A 19840-nucleotide genomic window follows, 5' to 3' on the forward strand; every position below is an offset into this window, starting at 1 on the left:
GCACTTGTAGGATAGTCAGCCCTGACGGGGGTTCCGTTTTATTTCACACGTGTAGGGCGATTCGCAGCGCTTCCAGCGAAGGTTCGGCCTTGATACCGACTTCGGCACACAACTCCAGTACGCGTGGCAGGTCCTTGCCGTAGACCAGCACTGTTTGAATCTCGTCATCGAGCAACTGGCTGAAGTTGAGCAGCGTGTAGCCACCGTCTTCTGGGCTGAGGGCGCTCATCTGGATCTGGATGCGGCTCAACGCCGTGAGGTTTTCGGTCTTGGCCAGTTGCTTGGGCTTGAGGTTGAACACCACGCCGGGGCCGAACGAGGCGACGATCTGCGCAAACAGCTCGCCGTAGGTGTCGGCCTGGAACAGTGCGGTGTCCGGCAGGCTGCCCACGACTATCCATTCACCCAGCGGGATCGGGAAGCTGTCGTCGTAGTTGATATCCGGGTTGGCCGCCAGAAACGCCTCCGGGTCTGCGTAGGCCTGGACCGCTTCGTCGGCGATGCGGGCCACCTCGTCCTCGCTCATGACACTGGCGCTGATTTTGCTGATGAGTTCGACGAGGGCGGTTTTCATGGGGCGATCCTGTGGTGGGCTGGATTTTGAGGGCGCAAAGCCTACACCAGTTTCTGCAACTTCGCCGCCGTATCCACTGCGCCCATGGTCTGTGCCGCCGCCAGTGCAGTTGCACCCTGGGCATCAGCGGCCTTGGGGTTGGCCCCCTGGCCGAGCAGGTAGTCAAGCAGCTCCACGCGGTTGAACATCGCCGCCATCATCAATGCGGTGCGGCCATCGGAAGAGGCTGCATCCACCGGCGCGCCGCCTTCGATCAGGGCCTTGACCACGTCCAGGTTGCCTTTGAACGCAGCGCCGGCAATCGGCAGCTGGTTCTTGTCATTGGCGATCAGTGGGTCGGCCTTGAATTCCAGCAGTACTTTTACCGCTTCGGCATGGCCGTGGTAGGCGGCGAGCATCAGCAGGGTGTCGCCGTTATGGTTGCGAAAATTCGCAGGCAAGCCTTTGGCCAGCAGTGCGGCGAGCATAGCGGCGTCGCCCCGGCGCGCAACGTCAAAGACCTGCTCGGCAAATTCGGCGGCTTCGTCTTCGGTCATTTGTTTGGGTTGGTCTGACATGTGGGGGCTCCCTGGCGATGGCTATATAGGCGCCTAGTGTCGCGATGGAGTTCCCCACTGTCATGGCTTTTTTGCCAAAAGCGGCCATAGGCAGAATCAATGGCGCGACATTAATAACGGAACTGGCCGCCCTGGATCTGCGCCAATAACTGCCCCGTTACCGGCACGTAGCAGTCCGAGCCCGGCAACCAGGCGTAGACCGGGTCGTTACCCGCCTTCTCCGGGTCGAACGCCTCCTCCTTGAGCTTGACCTTCTGGTACTTGAAGGTGCCCGTGGTCTCCATCTTCACCTTGATCCGCAGGAACAACGGCACCGCATAGGGCGGCAACTGGCCATGGGCGAACTGCAACAGTTCACGCATGTCCAGCGACGCCAGGGACTCGCTCGGGGTGATCGCGACCATGCCCGCACGGCCGTTGGTGTTTTCGATTTCCACACCGTAGGCCACCACTTCGGCGATCTGCGGGTGTTGCAACAGGATGTTCTCGACCTCGGTGGTGGAGACGTTCTCACCCTTCCAGCGATAGGTGTCCCCCAGGCGATCGACGAATTGCGCATGACCAAAGCCGATGCTGCGCAACAAGTCGCCGGTATTGAAGTAACGGTCACCCTTTTCGAACACGTCGGTGAGGATCACCTTGCGGTTCTTTTCCGGGTCGGTGTAGCCGTCGAACGGGGATTTTTCATCGATTCGCGCCAGCAACAGGCCCTGCCCGCCCGTCTGCACCTTGCGCATGAAGCCATCGCTGCCACGGATCGGCTCGCCGTTGTCGTGGGCGTAGTCCACCAGCGCCCAGTGTTGCAGGCAAAAGCCGATGGTGTTGTCGAAATTCAGCACGTTAGTGAAGCCGATATTGCCGTCGCTGGCGGCATACAACTCGCAGATATGGTCAACGCCATAGCGCTGCTTGAACTGCGCCCAGACCCCGGGGCGCAGGCCATTGCCGACCATCTTGGTCACGCGGTTGTCACGGTCGCTGGCGCTGGGCGGCTGGTCGAGCAGGTAACGGCACAACTCGCCGACATACCCCAGGGTGGTCGCGTTGAACTTGCGCGCATCGTCCCAGAACTGGCTGGCGCTGAACTTGCGCCGGATGGCAAACCCCGACGCGCCGACAATCGCCGAGCCCCAGCACACACACAGGCCGGTGGCGTGATACAGCGGCAAGGTGCAATAGAGGACGTCGTCCGGGCCCATGTCCAGGGCGATGCTGCCGAAGCTGACGGCGGTCTTGGTCCAGCGGCCGTGTTTCATGATGCCGGCCTTGGGCAGGCCCGTGGTGCCGGAGGTGTAGATATAGAAGCACGGGTCATTGAAGAAGATCTGCGCGGTGCTGGCCGGGTTTTCCGCCGGGCACTCGGCGCTGGCGGCCATCAGGTCGGTGTAACCCGCCGGCACCTCGCTGGCCTGCTGATCGGCGACAAACCACGTGCGTTCGGCCGGAATCGCCACCTGATCACGTACCGCCTCAAAGGACGCCACCAGCTCCGAGCCCACCACAATCGCCACCGGGTTCACCAGGTTCAGGCTATGCACCAGCGTGCCGTGGGTCTGCGAGGTGTTGACCATGGCGCAGATGCCACCGAGCTTGGCCACGGCCAGTACATTCAGCAGCAACTCGGGGCGGTTCTCGATAAACATCGCCACCACGTCACCCTTGCGCACGCCCTGGGCCTGCAGGAAATGGGCGATACGGTTCGCGCGTCCATTGGCCTCGCGGTAGCTGAGCACGCGGTCAGCGTATAAAAGCGCGGTGCCATCGGGATTGCGCAGGGTGGCCTGCTCGAAGTGCCAGCCCAACCCGCAAGGCTGGGCCGGGTCGGTGACGTTGGCAGCACGCATGCCGCGCACCACCCGTGGCAGGGCGCGAACAATGGCGGGCACCTTACGCAACAGCATGCGCCAGGTGATCATGTCGTTTTGCGGATAGCTCATGGAGGAACGTCCTTTTTCTTATTCTTCGTTATGCCTTGCAGGAAATTACGTCAGCCCTTGTTCACCTGTACACGCGGGATTTGAAAAGTTTTGTATCCCGATGAACAGCCGCAGAAAAAGGGAATTTCGCCGTTCAAGGGCAGTCCTCATAGATATCGGCGCGCCCAACCACCCGGTTGAATAGCGCAAAATGCAGGATGCATGATGGCCATTCATGCAATTTGCACGAAAACAAAAAATCGTGAATTTTATAAGCTACTGATTTATAAGGATTTTTCATAGAAAGGCTAGATGGCACAATCACTGCACCTATCACTCCATGCTTGCCAACTTGAGCCAACGGAGCTGATAGACATGAGCCTGATCCAAGATAAATTCGCTTCAGTATTCTCCAACTACGATGTCACCACCCAGCCTCGCCCGGACGGCGGCATCCTGCTGACCTTGCGCAACAGCGAAGGCAAGCAGGTCAAGCGCTCCATCTCCTACCAACAACTGCACACCGCCGACCAACTGACGTGGGTGATCAGCGCCATTCGCCGCGACCTGGCCGAACAAGCCAGCGACCTGCCACAGATTTCGATGCTGCAAAGCCAGAATCGCTTTGCCTTGCCGACCTACCATTCGGCTTAAACACCCGGCACAAAAAAGGGCCGCAACGCCATTCAGCGTTGCGGCCCTTTTTCATGCGCCTGTCACCAGAGTCCCTGACGCGCCGCTTCGTTCATCGCCTGTACGCGGTTGGTCACTTCCAACTTGCCGTAGATGTTGCGCAGGTGGAATTTCACCGTGGCCTCGGACGTCTCGCGAATCTGGCTGATCTCCCAGACGGTCTTGCCGTTCGACGCCCACCGCAGGATCTCCAGCTCCGTCGGCGTCAGGGACTTGCCCGCCAAGCTCAGGCGTCTTCTGATAGCGTTGGGCAGGGTATACAGCGGCGGGTACAGCTCCTCTGCGCCTCTCATTACATCTCTCCTTTATCGGCGGATGCTTCACCACCTTCGGACTTCTCCGATTGACAGGTGATATAAACGTGGGTGCCAGGAAGAGTTGCATAACGAATGGTATTAAGGCGTATGGCCCGCAATAAACAGCTGAGCCCTACAACCGAATAAGGTTCTTCCCACGACAACTTCCAACTCGCCGGGGTTGAACATTCAAGAACTTGTGCTTAATCGTCCAAGCCTGGGAAACGACGGACAATTTCGTCACCTGTAAGAACGGCCTCGCCTGCAACCGTATTAAACAAGTGCAGTGTCACGAAGTGCGGGTTCTCACCGATATCGGTCCAATGGGGCAAGCCCGCCGGAATCAGCAACACGTCGTTTTTCTCACAACGTACGGCGTACACATAGTCCCCCACATGCAAGGCAATCAGTCCCTGCCCGGCGATGAAGAAACGCGCATGGTCCTCGCGGTAGTGGCGCTCGCTGAGCAATTGCGCGCGCACCTGGTCTTTTTGCGGATCAGCGCTCGTGACGCTGAACACCTCGACATTGCCGTAACCCAAGGTAGCAATCTGCTGCTGGTACGCGGCGATCATGACAGCATCGCTGGCGCCTTTCTCGATCGGGCACGGCTGCCAGCGCTGGAAACGCACGCCATGCTCCGCCAGGGTCGCGACGATGTCGTCGAGATGGGTCAGGACCTTGTTCGGGGTGTCCGGTGTGGCCACGTGGTAGACAGCGACATAACTCATTGCACGGTTCCTCTGTTGGGCTCTTGCAATCGAAGGCCAATGATAATGGCGGCGGCCAGCGCCGCGAGGCTGGCGATACTGAAAGTCAGGGTCGGCCCCAACAGGTTCCAGCTGTAACCGGCATACAGCGCACCCAGCGCCCCGCCGGTGCCGGCCAGCGCGGCGTACAACGCCTGGCCCTGGCCCTGTTGTCTGTCGCCGAAACTGCGTTGCACAAAGGCAATCGCCGCCGCATGGAAACTGCCAAAGGTGGCGGCGTGCAGCACCTGCGCCAACAGCAGCACCCAGAAAAATTCGGCAAACGAACCCAGCAACAACCAACGCACCGCCGCCAAAAGGAAGCTGGCCAGCAGCACCCGGCGTATCGAAAAGCGCGTGAGGATGCGGCTCATGCCCAAAAACATCAGCACTTCCGCCACCACCCCCAGCGCCCACAACAGGCCGATCAGGCCACGACTGTAGCCCAGGTGCTCAAGGTGCAAGGTAAGAAAGGTGTAATACGGGCCGTGGCTCATTTGCATCAGCGCCACGCAGGCATAAAACGCCAGTACGCCGGGGCTGCGCAGTTGCTTGAGAAAGCCGTCGCCCGCCAGGCGGTTGCCGTGGCTGGCCGGCTGCGCATTCGGTACCCACAGGCTGGCGCCGATGATGCCGGCCATGATCACCACGACCACCACCGGGTAGATATCCAGGCTCAGCCAGTCGAACAGGCGCCCCATGATCACCACGGTGAGGATAAAGCCAATGGAGCCCCACAGGCGGATCTGGCTGTAGCGCGAGGTCTGTTTTTGCAGGTGCGCCAGGGTGATCACTTCAAACTGCGGCAGCACCGCGTGCCAGAAGAACGCGTGCAGGGCCATCACCAGGGCCAGCCAGGCGTAGGTCTGGCTGACGAAGATCAGCGAGAAGCTCGCCAAGGTACACACCGCGCCAAAGCGCACGATGGCCAGGCGCCGCCCGGTGTAATCCCCCAGCCAGCCCCACAGGTTGGGCGCCACGCAGCGCATCAGCATGGGGATGGCCACCAGTTCGCCAATGCGCGCACTGGAAAAGCCCAGGTGATCGAAGTACAGGGCCAGGAACGGCGCCGTCGCCCCGAGCAGGGCGAAGTAGAAGAGGTAGAAGCTGGAGAGGCGCCAGTAGGGAAGCGTCATGTGGGTTGGGGCTGCTGCGCAGCCCAGCGGGAGCAAGCTCCCTCGCCACAGCAAGCTCCCTGGCTACAGGTCACAGCTGGCCCAGCACCGGGGTGGTTACACGAACGTCGGCGTTTTGCCCACGGTTGCGCAGCAGGTGGTCCATCAGCACGATGGCCATCATCGCCTCGGCAATCGGCGTGGCACGGATGCCGACGCACGGGTCATGGCGGCCTTTGGTGATCACGTCCACCGGGTTGCCATGCACATCGATCGAGCGGCCCGGCGTGGTGATGCTCGACGTGGCCTTGAGCGCCAGGTGCGCCACGATCGGCTGGCCGGAGGAAATGCCACCAAGGATGCCGCCCGCATTGTTGCTGAGGAAACCTTCTGGCGTCAGCTCATCGCGATGCTCGGTGCCGCGCTGGGATACGCACGCAAAACCGGCGCCGATTTCCACGCCCTTCACTGCGTTGATGCTCATCAGCGCATGGGCCAGCTCGGCGTCCAGGCGGTCGAAGATCGGCTCGCCCAGGCCCGGCTTCACGCCCTCGGCCACCACGGTGATCTTCGCACCGACGGAATCCTGGTCGCGGCGCAACTGGTCCATGTAGGCTTCCAGCTCCGGCACTTTGTCCGGGTCGGGGCTGAAGAAGGCGTTGTCTTCCACGCTGTCCCAGGTCTTGAACGGGATCTCGATCGGCCCCAGCTGGCTCATGTAGCCACGGATCACGATGCCCTGGGTGGCCAGGTATTTCTTCGCAATGGCACCCGCGGCCACGCGCATCGCGGTTTCACGGGCCGAGCTACGGCCGCCGCCCCGGTAGTCGCGTTCACCGTATTTGTGGTGGTAGGTGTAGTCGGCGTGGGCCGGGCGGAACAGGTCCTTGATCGCCGAGTAGTCCTTGGACTTCTGGTCGGTGTTGCGGATCAACAGGCCGATGGCGCACCCGGTGGTGCGGCCTTCGAACACGCCGGAGAGGATCTCGACTTCGTCGGGCTCCTGGCGCTGGGTAGTGTGGCGGCTGGTGCCGGGCTTGCGGCGGTCGAGGTCACGCTGCAGGTCTTCCAGGGACAGCTCGAGGCCGGGCGGGCAGCCGTCGACAATGGCGACCAACGCCGGGCCATGGCTTTCGCCCGCGGTGGTGACAGTGAACAGCTTGCCGAAGGTATTGCCGGACATGCAGGGCGCTCCGTGAAATCAGTTGTAATCACTCAGGGGTGATAACCAAGCGCGCCAGTATACGCGGGCCAACCGACTAGTTCATCCTCGAAACCTTCCGGGTAGACATTGGTCGAACCGGCACCTCCCTGATGATGGCGCGATGATGCTTCGAGTTCTACTGCTGGCCCTCACCCTGTTTACCGCCGTGGCCCACGCCGCCTCCCCCGTGGTGCTGCAACGACCCATCAGCCTGGACACCGGCAGCGGCGAGCTGTTTGGCTCACTGCTGCTGCCCCAATCCGACAAGCCGGTGCCGGTGGTGCTGATCATCGCCGGTTCCGGCCCCACCGACCGCAACGGCAACAGCGCCGACGGCGCCCGCAACGACAGCCTCAAGCGCCTGGCCTGGGTACTGGCCCGGCACAACATCGCCAGCGTGCGCTACGACAAGCGCGGCGTCGCCGCCAGCCTGGCGGCCACGCCGGACGAACGTAACCTGACACTCGACGCCTACGTGTCCGACGCCGTGGCCTGGGGCAAACGGCTCAAGGCCGACAAGCGCCTGGGCCCGCTGGTGGTGCTCGGCCACAGCGAAGGCGCGCTGGTGGCGGCCCTCGCCGCGCCGCAACTGCAACCGGCGGGCGTGATTTCCCTGTCCGGCAGCGCACGTCCGGTGGATCAAGTGATCCGCCAGCAACTGGCGGATCACCTGCCCCCTGCCCTGTTGCTGCGCAGCAATCAGATCCTGGATAGCTTGAAGGCCGGACAGGTGGATGCGGACGTGCCTGGCCCGCTGCTGGGTATTTTCCGACCGAGCGTGCAGCCCTATCTGATCAGCCTGTTTCGCGCTGATCCGTCGGCGGCCTTCGCCAAATTGAACATGCCGGCGCTGATCATCCAGGGCACCAACGATATCCAGGTCGGCATCGGCGATGCCCAGCAGTTGAAAAAGGCCAAGCCCGATGCACAACTAGCGCTGATTGAGGGCATGAATCACGTGATGCGCATCGTGCCCAAGGATGTGCAGCAACAATTGGCCTCCTACAACGACCCGCAATTGCCCCTCGCGGCCGAGTTGGGCAGCCGTGTGGTGCGCTTTATCGACGGACTTCAACCCCGTTAAGCGACAATTTGTCTCTAGTCCTACAGAAAACGGCCGATAAGCCCAGTGTCGCAGCAAAAAAGCTGTCGGCTAGCTGGGCTTGGACAGGATCGCGCCGCATGACAACCACAGAAGCAACACCGGAACCCACCGCCGACACCCCGGCTGATAAAACCGAGGCCGTCGACGCGGCGCCCCTGCCGTGGGCGGATGTCCAGCCCGAGCATTTCAAGATGCTGCGCCTGGCGCCCCTGGCCACCGACCGCGCCACCGGTGTGCGACCGCTGCGGTTCGTGCAATTCGGCTATGCCGAGCGCAATGACAGCCACCACAGCCTGCTGCGCATGGTCATCCAGTTGCCAGGGCAGCGGGTGCGGCGCGAACAGAATCACTTGGACGTGTGGGTCGATCACGATAAACACCGCGTGCATTTCGGCCCGGGCAACAGCCTGGAAATCGAACCGGCCAACCGCGGTATCGGGCGCTTCCTCGTGGCCCAAGGGGCGGCGTGGGCGAAGAAAAAGTGGGCCAGCTACCGCATCGACGGCGTCGACCTGTCCAACAAGGACGCACTGAACGAAGCCACGCGCCTGCGCCGCGATCACTTCTTGCGGGTCCACGGCTTTGATGTGGCCTACGCCGATGTGCAGCACCTCAAGGGTAACGTGCAGCCGGGCAAGGTCGGGGATGTGCTGGAAAACTGGAACACCGAGAAGGTGCAGTTTGTCGAGATCCTGGAAGCCGCGCAGATGCTGCAACAGGCCGAGCAGAACCTGGCGGAACAGGAAGTGAAGCTGCGCAAGGAAGAGGAAAAGGTCACCAAGTTCAAGCGTGAGGACAGCGGGCTGCGCTTTACCATTACCTGCCTGGTGGCGTTTACGGTGTTTCAGGCGGGGTTGTTGATCTGGATTGCCACACACCGCTGACAGCGGGGTGAAATGCAATCAACCTGTGGGAGCTGGCTTGTGTGGGAGCTGGCTTGCCTGCGATGCAGGCGCCTCGGTCTGTCAGTTAAATCGAGGTGATGCCATCGCAGGCAAGCCAGCTCCCACAAAAACCTGCTACCACACCGAGCGTGTTAAACCTTGGCGGCAAATGCGGCCTGATGCTGGCGGCACTGCTCCGCCGTCAACATGAACACCCCATGCCCGCCACGCTGGAAGTCCAGCCAGGCAAAGTCTACCTCTGGGTACAACGCCTCGACATGCACCTGGCTGTTGCCCACCTCAACGATCAGCAAGCCCTTCTCGGTCAGATGGTCCGCCGCCTCGGCCAGCATGCGCCGTACCAGGTTCAAGCCATCATCGCCACAGGCCAGGCCCAGCTCGGGTTCGTGCTGGTATTCGTCCGGCATGTCGGCGAAATCTTCGGCATCCACATACGGCGGGTTGGACACGATCAAGTCGAAGCGCTGGCCCGGCAGGCCGTCGAAGCCATCGCCCTGCACGGTGTAGACACGCTCATCGACACCATGGCGCTCGATGTTCTGGTTCGCCACTTCCAACGCTTCAAAGGACAGGTCGCCCAGCACCACTTCGGCGTCCGGGAACTCGTAGGCGCAGGCGATACCGATGCAACCCGAACCGGTGCACAGGTCAAGAATGCGCGCCGGCGGCTGGGCCAGCCAAGGTTCGAAGCGGTTTTCGATCAGCTCGCCAATCGGTGAGCGCGGGATCAACACGCGCTCATCCACGATAAACGACATGCCGCAGAACCACGCTTCTTTCAACAGGTAGGCGGTAGGCACACGCTCGTGGATGCGCCGATGCAGCAAGCGCTGAACGTGGGAGATTTCCTCTTCTTCCAGGTTGCAGTCCAGGTAGCTATCAGCAATTTCCCACGGCAGGTGCAAGGCACCGAGCACCAATTGGCGGGCTTCATCCCAGGCATTGTCGGTACCATGGCCAAAAAACAGGTCTTCCCCATGGAAACGGCTGACAGCCCAACGGATGTGGTCGCGCAAGGTGCGCAGGCGGGAAGTGATCACGGGGGCAGACTCCTGAAAAAACGACCGGCGATTCTAACAGCCTTCGCCTGTACCGACGATGTACGAAACTTCGTCGCCATCCGTCGGATTTCATCCAAATTGCCAGCATTCGGTTAAACACGGCACCCACTTGACAAGGCTGCACGTCAACAACGGCGTACCTTACGATAGTAGCGATTCACAGAACCGCTCAGCCAGTGGACAATGTCGCAAAAGCCCCCCTCACAGGAGCCCCAGAATGTCCGTTCCAAAGACGATGTTTCAACTCAGCGGTCGCGGTTACGCAGCAGCCAACCTCAGCCATGCGACCCTCGTGATCATCGACGCCCAGAAGGAATACCTCAGCGGTCCACTCGCCCTCTCGGGCATGGACGCGGCGGTAGACAACATCAAGCAGTTGGTTGCAGCGGCGCGCAATGCCGGGCGCCCGATCGTCCACGTACGCCACCTGGGCACCGTCGGCGGCCTGTTCGACCCGCAAGGCGAGCGCGGTGAGTTCATTTCCGGCCTTGAGCCAAGCGGTGACGAAACCATCATCGGCAAGCTGCTGCCCAGCGCCTTCCACGGCACCGGCCTGGAAAAACACCTGCAAGACCTGGGCTCCCTGGACCTGATCGTGGCCGGTTTCATGAGCCACTCCAGCGTCAGCACCACGGTGCGTGCGGCCAAGAACCTGGGCTTTCGCTGCACCCTGGTGGAAGACGCCTGCGCCACGCGCGACCTGCCTTACAAAGGCGGCATCCTCAGCGCCGAGCACGTGCAGCAAACTGAAATGGCCATCATGGCCGACAACTTCGCCACCCTCGCCTTGACCAAAGATCTGATCTGATCGTACCGCGGATGGGCGGCGTGTTTACGGCCCCGCTCATCCCCAATGCCGTCTCATTTGGCGCATTTCCCCCTCCCCCCGGAACAACCCGTGTATCTTCCGGTCGAAGGGCCGATACCCTGGAGGAAAGGTCGGGATGAAGATATCCGATGGTTTTGATGCTCGTCGCTTGCGCCCCAAGGGCCCGAGCAATTGGCGTCTGCGCCTGGTAGCCGGCTTTGCCGCGCTGCTGGCAATAGTAGGTCTGCTGCTGGCGGGTGCTGGTGGCGCTGGTTTGTCTGGTCATTCACCAGCCCTTGGCGAGCTGAATGCCAGCCCTGGCGGTTCGGCAATCCTGCTGGTGAGCGGGTTGCTGGTGCTGTGGCTGGGCGTGTGGTTATGGCGTCGTAGCCGTAGGAAGATGCGCCAGCCGTTGTCACTCAATATCGCTTCCCACCTGATGAAAAAGCACGACTGATGGCGCTTGAATAGCGTTTCCTGCGCCCCGGCCGCCGCGATTTAGGTAAACTGCCCGCCCTTCGCGGAGGCTGATATGCAAGACGACGATTTTTCCCTGTTCAAAAACGAGCTGCGCGGCGTCAAGCCGATCAAGCACGACCGCGCCGATACCGGCAAACCCAAGGCCGACCGCGCGCAGATCGCCAAGCTGCGCCAGGCCGCGACCGTGCGCACCGACGCCACTACCGTGGATGGCCTGTCGGACCAGTTCGTGATCGACGTCGGCCCCGAAGACGAACTGATGTGGGCCCGCGACGGCGTGCAGGAAAGCCAGATGCGCAAGCTCAAGGTCGGCCAGATCCCCTTCGAAGGCAGCCTCGACCTGCACGGCATGAGCGTGGAAAAAGCCCGCGAAACCCTGTGGGCCTTCCTCGCCGAAGCGACCAAATTCGAAATCCGCTGCGTGCGCGTCACCCACGGCAAGGCAGTCCGCCTGGACGGCAAGCGCCCGATGATCAAAAGCCACGTCAACACCTGGCTGCGCCAGCATGCACAAGTGCTCGGCTTTACCTCCTGCCAGGCCCGCCACGGCGGCGCGGGGGCGGTGTATGTGATGCTCAAGCGCACCATGATGGAAGGGCGTGACGAGTAACAAGTAGCCTCTTCAGGCTTGCAGCGATGTGTCCGCCACCGTAACCTTGCGCTTTGCGAAAATCCCACAGGTAGTTTCATGTCCCTGGAACAGAATTACACCGCGATCCTCGGCCAACTCGGCGAGGACGTTTCCCGCGAGGGTCTGCTGGACACGCCAAAGCGTGCCGCCAAGGCGATGCAGTACCTCTGCCGCGGTTATGAGCAGACCCTGGAAGAAGTCACCAACGGTGCCTTGTTCAGCTCTGACAACAGCGAAATGGTGCTGGTCAAGGACATCGAGTTGTACTCGTTGTGCGAACACCACCTGCTGCCGTTTATCGGCAAGGCCCATGTTGCATATATCCCAAGCGGCAAAGTGCTGGGCCTGTCGAAGGTCGCGCGGATTGTCGATATGTACGCGCGCCGCCTGCAGATCCAGGAAAACCTCAGCCGCCAGATCGCCGATGCCGTGATGCAGGTGACCGGCGCCCTGGGCGTGGCCGTGGTGATCGAGGCCAAGCACATGTGCATGATGATGCGCGGTGTGGAAAAACAGAATTCGTCGATGATCACTTCGGTGATGCTGGGTGAGTTCCGCGAAAACGCGGCAACCCGCAGCGAATTCCTCAGCCTGATCAAGTAACCGGCTGCGCAGGAAAAAACCGGCGTTCATCGCCGGTTTTTTTTCGTCCGCGAAAATCAAGTAAGATGCGCCCCCTCAGTCATGGGCAAGAGGTTTCAGCCATGTTCGTCAAAGCACTTCGTGTCGGCCTCGGCCAAATCATCATCGCCGGCGATTTCCTGACGCGCCCGCGTAAAAAGCAGCGTTCAGCCGAGCAGCAGGCTCAGGTCAACGCCGCGGCCAAGGACCTGACCTTGTATCAGTTCCACGCCTGCCCGTTCTGCGTGAAGACTCGTCGCACCCTGCACCGCCTGAATGTGCCGGTGGCGTTGAAGGACGCGAAGAACAACGCGCAAGATCGCCAGACCCTGCTGGAGCAAGGCGGCAAGATCAAGGTGCCGTGCCTGCGCATTGAAGAGAATGGCCAGGTCACCTGGATGTATGACTCCAAGGTGATCATTGATTACCTGGACAAGCGGTTTGCTGCGATCTGACAGATACAAGGATGCCTCCCCTGTGGGAGTTGGCTTGTGTGGGAGCTGGCTTGCCTGCGATGAAGGCACCTCGGTTTTTCAGTTAGACCGAGGTGATGCTATCGCAGGCAAGCCAGCTCCCACAGGTGTCTGCAGTGTGGTTAAGGATGGATTGCCAGTTCAAGGTCCAGTAGTGCGGAGCCCAAAGACTTGCCATGGGCATCCAGCGCCAGTGAACGAGTCACGCCGCCACGCAAGATCCCCGGCAGCACAAAGTTCAGCGCCTGCACATTGGGCAACGCGTAGCGCCGCACCGGCGCCGCACCCGGCTCCAGCAACCCGGCAAAGAATTCAGCCACGCGTTCGGCCGTCAGTTGCTCACACAGCAACGGGTAATCCTCCGCGCGATAGGCAATGATCGAGATGTTCGACGTATCGCCCTTGTCCCCGGTGCGGGAATGGGCCAGCGTGTGCAACTTCATGCTTCGATCCTCGGGTTGACCGCATCTCGCGGCAGCAGCAACGACGCCACCGCCACCACCTGCCGCACACTTTTGCTCGCGCCGCCGCCGCCAGACGGGCCGTTGGTGTAGAGCGTTTCTACTTCATTGCCAACCCGCACCGCCTCAGTGCGATCCTCGCAGCGAGCCGCTACACGCAGGCGCACTTCCCAGGGCTCGACCGTGCTGCGCGGGCCGTGGAGCGCGTCCATGCCGATCAGTTCGGCGCGCACGTCCTGCATCTTCACGCCCATCAACTCCAGGCGTTTGAGGACGACAGCCCTAGCCAGCTCTGCCCGTGCGACAGCCCCCGGCCCGCCGTAGGACATTTGCCCTTCGCCAATCCAACCGTCCAGATAGCCAACACTGACTTTCAACCGCTCGGGCCGCGCGCGACCGCCAGCCCCTTGAGCGCGCACGCGATCAACCGCCTCTTCAACAAAGCCCACCTGGGAAAAGTCCGCCGTGACATCCGGCGTGAGGTACGCCGCGGGGTCATGCACTTCGTAGATCAATTGCTCAGTGCAGGTGGCGCGGCTGACCCGCCCACCCGAGCCGACAACCTTGGTGATCAAGGCTTCACCGTCGGCATCGATTTCAGCCAAGGGGAAACCCAGGCGCGCGAGGTCATCCACGTCCTTGAAGCCGGGATCGGCGAAATAGCCGCCGCTGACTTGCCCGGCACATTCCAGCAAATGCCCGACCAGCGTACCGCGCCCGAGGCGCTGCCAATCGTCCGCCGCCCAGCCGAATTCAAACATCTGTGGCGCGAGGAACAACGAAGGGTCGGCCACCCGCCCGGTGACGATCACATCGGCGTCGGCCCGCAACGCATCCAGGATGCCTTCGACACCCAGGTAGGCATTCGCCGAGATCAGCCGCTCGCCCAGGGACCCGACGGTCTGGCCGTTATCCAGCAGAAAATCGGCGTGCAACACGTCCAGCACATCGTCGCCAACGACGGCGACCACCTTGAGATCAAGGCCCAGTTCGCTGGCAATACGCCGCACTTCAACCGCCGCCGCCACGGGGTTGGCCGCGCCCATATTGGTGATCACCCGCAGGCGACGCCCAGTCTTATCGCCTACGAACGGCAACACGCGGCGCATGCGCTCACTCAACAGCGGGTCGTAACCGCCTGCGGGATCACTGATCCGCGCCTGTTGCGCGAGGGCAATGGTGCGTTCAGCCAGGCATTCGAACACCAGGTAATCCAGCTCGCCACGCTCGGCCAATTCGACGGCAGGTTCGATACGGTCGCCGGAATAGCCGGCGCCAGAACCGATGCGCAAGGTTTTCATCTCAAATCACTCCCAGGAGCAACGCGGTCAGGGTCATCAACACCGACGCGGCAAACAGAAAAGGGATGGTGAAGCGCTGGTGATCGGCCAATTCGATCTTGCACAGGCCCACCAACAGGAAGGTCGCGGGGGTCAGCGGGCTGACCGGGAAACCGGTGGTGTGCACACCCAGCAGCGAGGCCTGGGCCACTTGCAGCGGGTCGACGCCCAGGGCCTTGCCGACTTCGGCGATCACCGGCATCACGCCGAAATAGTAGGAATCGGGATCAAACAGCATGCTCAGCGGCATGGAAATAAAGCCCACCACCGCCGGGATCAGCTTGCCGTGGCCGGCCGGAATCTGCGCCACCGCCACTTCGGCAATCGCCTTGAGCATGCCGGTGCCTTGCATGATGCCGGTGAACACCCCGGCGGCGAGCAGGATGCTGGCCATGGTCAGGGCGGTCTTGGCATGCGCATCGATACGGGCGCGCTGGGCGTCGACGTTGGGGTAGTTGATGCACAGCGCCACCACGGTGCCGAGCATAAACATCACCACCGGATCGACCCAGCCGGCAATCATCACCACCATCACCAGCACGGTCAGCACCAGGTTGACCCAGAACAGACGCGGGCGACGCAGCTTGATGTCGTCGTCACTGAGCACCCGTTGCGGCATGGCATCTACCGTGGAACCGGCGCCCAGGCCCAGGCGTTTTTCTTCGCGGCGGCCGAGCCACCAGGCACAGGCGAAGACAAAGATCAGGCCGACGATCTGCACCGGGATTAGCGGCTGGAACAAGTCCGCCACCGGCACATGCAGGGCTGCGGACGAGCGCAGCACCGGACCGGTCCACGGCAGGAAGTTGACCCCGGCCGCCATCGCACACACGCAGGCAAGGATGCGTTTATCAATGCCCAACCGCGTATACAACGGCAGCATCGCCGGCACCGTCACCAGAAAAGTCACGGCACCGGAGCCGTCCAAGTGCACCAGCAGCGCCAGGGTCGCAGTGCCCACGACAATCCGCGTAGGACGCGTGCCGACGGTGCGCAGGATGCGGTCGATGATCGGGTCGAGCATGCCGGCATCGGTCATGATCCCGAAAAACAGGATCGCGAACACAAACATGCCCACCACGGGGGCGACGTTCTTGATACCGGTAATGATGAAGGCACTGGTTTGCAGGCCGAACCCGCCGAGCAGCGCGGCGATGATCGGCAAGGCGATCAGGGCCACCAGTGGCGACAGGCGTTTGCTCATGACGGCAGCGAGCAGGCACAGGATGGTAATGACACCCAGGGTAGCGAGCATGGGTTACTCCAGAGCGGCCTTGTTGGCCGGTTATTGTTTTCCCTGGAGTATTGGAAGCGGGTTAGTCTTTGTAAATTGGAATATTCACTCGCTAGTGTTCGGAAAAACAAAATGAAGCTGCTCTTATGAAAAATAGCATCCAGCACATCCAAGCCTTTCTTGCCGTCGCCCGCACCGGCAGTTTCACCAAGGCCGCCAACGAGTTGCACCTGTCGCCCTCGGCGCTGACCGTGCAGGTGCAACAACTGGAAGACTGGCTTGGCGTCAGCCTGCTCGACCGCAGCCCGCGCCACGTCAGCATCACCGCTGCCGGCCAGGACGCGCGCGGGCCGATGGAAAAACTGCTGCTGGACCTGGACAACATCGTCACCGGCTCCCGCGACCTCGCCGCCCTGCGTCGCGGGGTAGTCACCATCGCCGCCCTGCCCTCGGTGTGCGCCGGCGCCCTGCCCCCGGCGTTGCGCCGCTTTCGCGAGCGCTTTGCCGGGATCGAAGTGCGCCTGCATGACCTGGTGGCCCACCGCATCCATGCCCAGGTGCGTTCCGGCGAAGTGGATTTCGGCATTGGCGTGCGCGCGCGGCTCAGCCATGGCCTGGCGTTTGTGCCGGTACTCAATGACCGGCTGTGTGCGTTTGTGCCGGTGGATCATCCCCTCACCCGCCATCGCCAGTTGAGCCTCGAACAACTGGCGGATCAGCCGATCATCCTCACCGGCCGCGACAGCAGTGTGCGTGAGCAGGTGGATGCGCTGTTCGATGAGACGCGGTTGACGCTGAACGCGGGAATGGAGGCCAACTACATGTCGACGGTGTTGGCGTTGGTGCGCCAGGGGTTGGGGATCAGTGTGTTGCCGGAGTCGGCGGCGGACAGTTTGGAGGGGTTGCAGCGGATCAACATTGATCATCCTGGGGTGAGTCGGGAGATCGGCTTGATTACACGGAGCGGGATGAGCTTGAGCCCCGCAGCACAGCGCTGTTTCGATAGGCTCAGCGAGGAATTATCTGACACAACACCGAGCTAAAATGTGGGAGCGGGCTTGCCCGCGATAGCAGTGTGTCAGGCTATGCATCTGGCACAGACAGACCGCTATCGCAGGCAAGCCAGCTCCCACATTTTGACCGTGTGAATCAGTCCAGCATCGGTACATGCTTGGGATGGCTGGCAACCCGTTCCAACCACGCCTGCACCGCTGGATACGGCGCCAGATCAAACCCACCCTCATGCGCCACATGCGTATAGGCATACAACGCAATATCGGCAATCGAATACTGCTCGCCCACCAGGTACGGCGTGGCCTGCAACTGGCGTTCCATCACCTTCAACGCCTTGTGGCCGCGCTTGTGGCAGGTGTTGTATTCCTCCAGGCGATCTTCCGGCATGTTCAGGTAGAACTGGATAAACCGCGCCACCGCAATATACGGCTCATGGCTGTACTGCTCGAAGAACTGCCACTGCAACACCTGGGTGCGCAGGCGTGGTTCAGTCGGCAAAAACTCGCTGCCATCGGCGAGGAAGTTGAGGATCGCGTTGGATTCCCACAGGCAAGTGCCGTCTTCCAACTCCAGTACCGGGATCTTGCCATTGGGGTTCTTGGCCAGGAACTCGGCGGTCTGGGTGTCACCGTTGAGGATGTCCACGTCGATCCATTGATACGGGATGCCCAGCAGGTTGAGCATCAGTTTGATCTTGTAGCAGTTGCCCGACTTGTAATCGCCATAAACCTTGTACATGGGGCTCCCCTTATGCCGCTTGCGCGTGCTGTGCTTGACGGACCACCGCGGCCAGGCGCTTGAGACCTTCGTCCAGGCGGGCCGGGTCGATATGACTGAAATTGAGGCGCAACGAGCCCAAGTGTTGGTCCGGCTCGGAGAAGAACGGTTCACCAGGCATGAACGCGACGTCCTGCTCCAGCGCTTGCGCCAATAAAGTGCGGGTGTCGAGCGGCTGTTTCAAGGTCAGCCAGAAGAATAATCCGCCTTGGGGCACTTGCCAGTCGGCCAGGTCGGCGAAGTGATGCGCCAGTGCGGCCTGGAAAGCATCGCGGCGTTCGCGGTAGAAACTGCGCAATTCCACCAGGTGATGCTGGTATTTTTCCGTGCCGATCCACTGCATCGCCTGCCATTGGCCGACGCGGTTGGTGTGCAGATCCGCCGACTGCTTGAGCTTGAGCAGGTGCGGGAACAGGTCCGGGCTGGCGATCAGGTAGCCGACGCGCAGGCCCGGCAACAAGGTTTTGGACACGGTGCCGGTGTAGATCCAGCTGGCTTTCTTCAGGCGCCCGACAATGGGTTTGGCGCTGCCGCCATCGAAGGTCAGCTCTCGATAAGGTTCGTCTTCGATCAGGGTCACGCCGAACTCATCGAGCAACGCGGCGACGGCTTCACGCTTGGCCTCGCTGTAGCGCACGGCCGAGGGGTTCTGGAAGGTCGGGATCAGGTAGATGAACGCCGGGCGATGGCGTTGCAGGTTGGCGCGCAGTGCGGCCAGGTCGGGGCCATCGGCCTCCAGCGGCACGGTCAGGCAGTCGGCGCCGAACAGTTGGAAGATCTGCAACGCGGCCAAATAGGTCGGGCCTTCCAGCAAAATCTGCGTGCCTTTGTCGATATACAGCTTGGCCGCCAGGTCCAGGGTTTGCTGCGAGCCGCTGACCACCAGCACCTGGCTGGCCTGGCACGGTATGCCCAGCGCACGGGCCTCGGCGGCGAGCAGTTCACGCAACTGCGGTTCGCCTTCGCTCATGCCGTATTGGCCGATGTTGAGGGGCATATCGTCCCAGTTCAACGCGGGCAGCATGGCCTCGGCCGGTAGGCCACCGGCGAACGACATCACTTCCGGGCGCTGGGCCGCCGCGAGGATTTCACGGATCAGGGAGCTTTTGAGGCGCGTAACACGTTCAGAGAAGGCCATGGGTTCACCGCTAGCGAAGACTGTGGGAAATACGTCAAACTGGTTGACCGAAATTACGACAGCCTGGATGGATACGTCAATATGCTTGACCTTAAAAACCCAGCCGCCCAACAAGAAGCCATGCAAGCGTTCTTCTTCGGCTACCAGGCCTTCACCGCCAAGGCCGACGAAATGCTCGAACGCCGTGGCTTGAGCCGGGTGCACCAGCGCATCGTATTTTTTATCGCGCGTTACCCGACGTTGAGCGTGAAAGAGCTGCTGGAACTGCTCGGAGTAAGCAAGCAGGCGCTGAATATGCCGCTGCGCCAATTGCAGGAAATGCACCTGGTGAACAGCGTCGCGTCCGAGACTGACAAGCGCAAACGCCTGCTGGAGCTGAGCGAAGAAGGCCAGCGTTTCGAACAGTCGTTGCGCCGTGAGCAGGTCAAACTGTTGCAGCGCGCGTTCAGTGATGCCGGCGAACAAGCCGTCGCCGGATGGCTGGCGGTGAATCAGGCACTGAGTGCGGCGAATTAGCCTTCTATCGCCTTCCACAGCATCATTCGAAAACATTATTTGCTTTCTTTGTATACAAAAGCATAATTCGCCTCGTGCGAGTTCCTGACCTATTGGTCAACAAAACCCGCCAGTACCTCAAAGCGCTGTTGCCCACATTTGTGACCGGCGCTGGAAATAACAATAAAACTCT

At 61.4% G+C, this 19840-nt stretch carries 23 protein-coding genes; 10 read left to right on the forward strand and 13 right to left on the reverse strand.

Annotation, left to right across the window (positions count from 1 at the left end; genetic code table 11):
- Positions 1-43: 43 nt before the first annotated feature.
- The 3 genes from B348_RS0109415 to B348_RS0109425 form a co-directional block, all read right to left on the reverse strand.
- Positions 44-574, reverse strand: coding sequence for a hypothetical protein (locus B348_RS0109415; RefSeq protein WP_017735871.1), 531 nt, complete (start codon positions 572-574; stop codon positions 44-46).
- Positions 575-615: 41 nt separating this feature from the next.
- Positions 616-1131, reverse strand: a complete 516-nt coding sequence (locus B348_RS0109420; protein ID WP_017735872.1) for an ankyrin repeat domain-containing protein — start codon at positions 1129-1131, stop codon at positions 616-618.
- A gap of 110 nt (positions 1132-1241) precedes the next feature.
- Complete coding sequence (locus B348_RS0109425; RefSeq protein ID WP_017735873.1) at positions 1242-3068, reverse strand: long-chain-acyl-CoA synthetase; 1827 nt, start codon at positions 3066-3068, stop codon at positions 1242-1244.
- A 354-nt stretch (positions 3069-3422) separates the two neighbouring features.
- Between B348_RS0109425 and B348_RS0109430 the strand changes: the two genes are divergently transcribed.
- Positions 3423-3701 carry a DUF3509 domain-containing protein gene (locus B348_RS0109430; protein WP_010208870.1) on the forward strand — a complete coding sequence of 93 codons (279 nt, stop codon included), beginning with the start codon at positions 3423-3425 and terminating at the stop codon, positions 3699-3701.
- A 62-nt stretch (positions 3702-3763) separates the two neighbouring features.
- Here B348_RS0109430 and B348_RS0109435 read toward each other — a convergent pair whose 3' ends face one another.
- The 4 genes from B348_RS0109435 to aroC form a co-directional block, all read right to left on the reverse strand.
- A complete protein-coding gene (locus B348_RS0109435; protein ID WP_017735874.1) occupies positions 3764-4033 on the reverse strand; it encodes a response regulator transcription factor in 270 nt (89 codons plus the stop codon).
- A 206-nt stretch (positions 4034-4239) separates the two neighbouring features.
- Positions 4240-4767 carry a hypothetical protein gene (locus B348_RS0109440; RefSeq protein WP_017735875.1) on the reverse strand — a complete coding sequence of 176 codons (528 nt, stop codon included), beginning with the start codon at positions 4765-4767 and terminating at the stop codon, positions 4240-4242.
- On the reverse strand, positions 4764-5921 hold the full coding sequence (locus B348_RS0109445; RefSeq protein WP_017735876.1) for an MFS transporter: 1158 nt from the start codon (positions 5919-5921) through the stop codon (positions 4764-4766). Before B348_RS0109445 ends, B348_RS0109440 begins: the two co-directional genes overlap by 4 nt.
- Before the next feature lie 70 nt (positions 5922-5991).
- The gene (aroC, locus tag B348_RS0109450) at positions 5992-7083 is read right to left on the reverse strand and encodes a chorismate synthase (RefSeq protein WP_017735877.1); all 1092 of its coding nucleotides are present in this window, start codon (positions 7081-7083) and stop codon (positions 5992-5994) included.
- Positions 7084-7225: 142 nt separating this feature from the next.
- Between aroC and B348_RS0109455 the strand changes: the two genes are divergently transcribed.
- Positions 7226-8188, forward strand: coding sequence for an alpha/beta hydrolase (locus B348_RS0109455; RefSeq protein ID WP_017735878.1), 963 nt, complete (start codon positions 7226-7228; stop codon positions 8186-8188).
- A gap of 98 nt (positions 8189-8286) precedes the next feature.
- Entirely contained in the window at positions 8287-9093 is an 807-nt protein-coding gene (locus B348_RS0109460; protein WP_017735879.1) for a hypothetical protein, read from the forward strand.
- A gap of 152 nt (positions 9094-9245) precedes the next feature.
- Here the strand turns inward: B348_RS0109460 and prmB are convergent, their stop codons facing one another.
- The gene (gene prmB, locus B348_RS0109465; protein ID WP_017735880.1) at positions 9246-10154 is read right to left on the reverse strand and encodes a 50S ribosomal protein L3 N(5)-glutamine methyltransferase; all 909 of its coding nucleotides are present in this window, start codon (positions 10152-10154) and stop codon (positions 9246-9248) included.
- Positions 10155-10392: 238 nt separating this feature from the next.
- Here prmB and B348_RS0109470 point away from each other — a divergent pair, with 238 nt between their 5' ends.
- The 5 genes from B348_RS0109470 to B348_RS0109490 all read left to right on the forward strand — a co-directional run bounded on the left by B348_RS0109470 (position 10393) and on the right by B348_RS0109490 (position 13170).
- A complete protein-coding gene (locus B348_RS0109470) occupies positions 10393-10983 on the forward strand; it encodes a cysteine hydrolase family protein (protein ID WP_026136688.1) in 591 nt (196 codons plus the stop codon).
- A gap of 136 nt (positions 10984-11119) precedes the next feature.
- On the forward strand, positions 11120-11440 hold the full coding sequence (locus tag B348_RS0109475; RefSeq protein ID WP_017735882.1) for a hypothetical protein: 321 nt from the start codon (positions 11120-11122) through the stop codon (positions 11438-11440).
- 75 nt (positions 11441-11515) lie between these two features.
- On the forward strand, positions 11516-12073 hold the full coding sequence (locus B348_RS0109480; protein ID WP_017735883.1) for a Smr/MutS family protein: 558 nt from the start codon (positions 11516-11518) through the stop codon (positions 12071-12073).
- A 78-nt stretch (positions 12074-12151) separates the two neighbouring features.
- On the forward strand, positions 12152-12697 hold the full coding sequence (folE, locus tag B348_RS0109485) for a GTP cyclohydrolase I FolE (protein ID WP_003442011.1): 546 nt from the start codon (positions 12152-12154) through the stop codon (positions 12695-12697).
- Positions 12698-12798: 101 nt separating this feature from the next.
- Positions 12799-13170: a glutathione S-transferase N-terminal domain-containing protein gene (locus B348_RS0109490; protein WP_017735884.1), complete on the forward strand. Its 372-nt coding sequence runs from the start codon at positions 12799-12801 to the stop codon at positions 13168-13170.
- Positions 13171-13310: 140 nt separating this feature from the next.
- On the opposite strand, the gene B348_RS0109495 is transcribed toward B348_RS0109490, so the two are convergent.
- From B348_RS0109495 to B348_RS0109505, 3 genes are read right to left on the reverse strand one after another with little or no spacing between them, the layout of a single operon-like run.
- Entirely contained in the window at positions 13311-13631 is a 321-nt protein-coding gene (locus tag B348_RS0109495; protein ID WP_017735885.1) for a hypothetical protein, read from the reverse strand.
- A complete protein-coding gene (locus tag B348_RS0109500) occupies positions 13628-14950 on the reverse strand; it encodes an acyclic terpene utilization AtuA family protein (RefSeq protein WP_017735886.1) in 1323 nt (440 codons plus the stop codon). The genes B348_RS0109495 and B348_RS0109500 overlap by 4 nt, the downstream gene beginning before the upstream one ends.
- A 1-nt stretch (position 14951) precedes the next feature.
- Positions 14952-16244 (reverse strand): CitMHS family transporter, encoded by a 1293-nt coding sequence (locus B348_RS0109505; RefSeq protein ID WP_017735887.1) that lies wholly within the window; start codon positions 16242-16244, stop codon positions 14952-14954.
- Positions 16245-16369: 125 nt separating this feature from the next.
- Here B348_RS0109505 and B348_RS0109510 point away from each other — a divergent pair, with 125 nt between their 5' ends.
- Positions 16370-17266 carry a LysR family transcriptional regulator gene (locus B348_RS0109510; protein WP_017735888.1) on the forward strand — a complete coding sequence of 299 codons (897 nt, stop codon included), beginning with the start codon at positions 16370-16372 and terminating at the stop codon, positions 17264-17266.
- 106 nt (positions 17267-17372) lie between these two features.
- Here B348_RS0109510 and B348_RS0109515 read toward each other — a convergent pair whose 3' ends face one another.
- Both B348_RS0109515 and B348_RS0109520 read right to left on the reverse strand, forming a co-directional pair.
- Positions 17373-17975: a glutathione S-transferase family protein gene (locus B348_RS0109515; RefSeq protein ID WP_017735889.1), complete on the reverse strand. Its 603-nt coding sequence runs from the start codon at positions 17973-17975 to the stop codon at positions 17373-17375.
- Between the two features lie 10 nt (positions 17976-17985).
- Positions 17986-19152, reverse strand: a complete 1167-nt coding sequence (locus tag B348_RS0109520; RefSeq protein ID WP_017735890.1) for a PLP-dependent aminotransferase family protein — start codon at positions 19150-19152, stop codon at positions 17986-17988.
- Between the two features lie 81 nt (positions 19153-19233).
- On the opposite strand from B348_RS0109520, the gene B348_RS0109525 reads away from it, so the two are divergent.
- Positions 19234-19668 (forward strand): MarR family winged helix-turn-helix transcriptional regulator, encoded by a 435-nt coding sequence (locus tag B348_RS0109525; protein ID WP_017735891.1) that lies wholly within the window; start codon positions 19234-19236, stop codon positions 19666-19668.
- Positions 19669-19840: the final 172 nt, after the last annotated feature.

This window comes from Pseudomonas sp. CBZ-4, from assembly GCF_000346755.1.
Lineage (GTDB): Bacteria > Pseudomonadota > Gammaproteobacteria > Pseudomonadales > Pseudomonadaceae > Aquipseudomonas.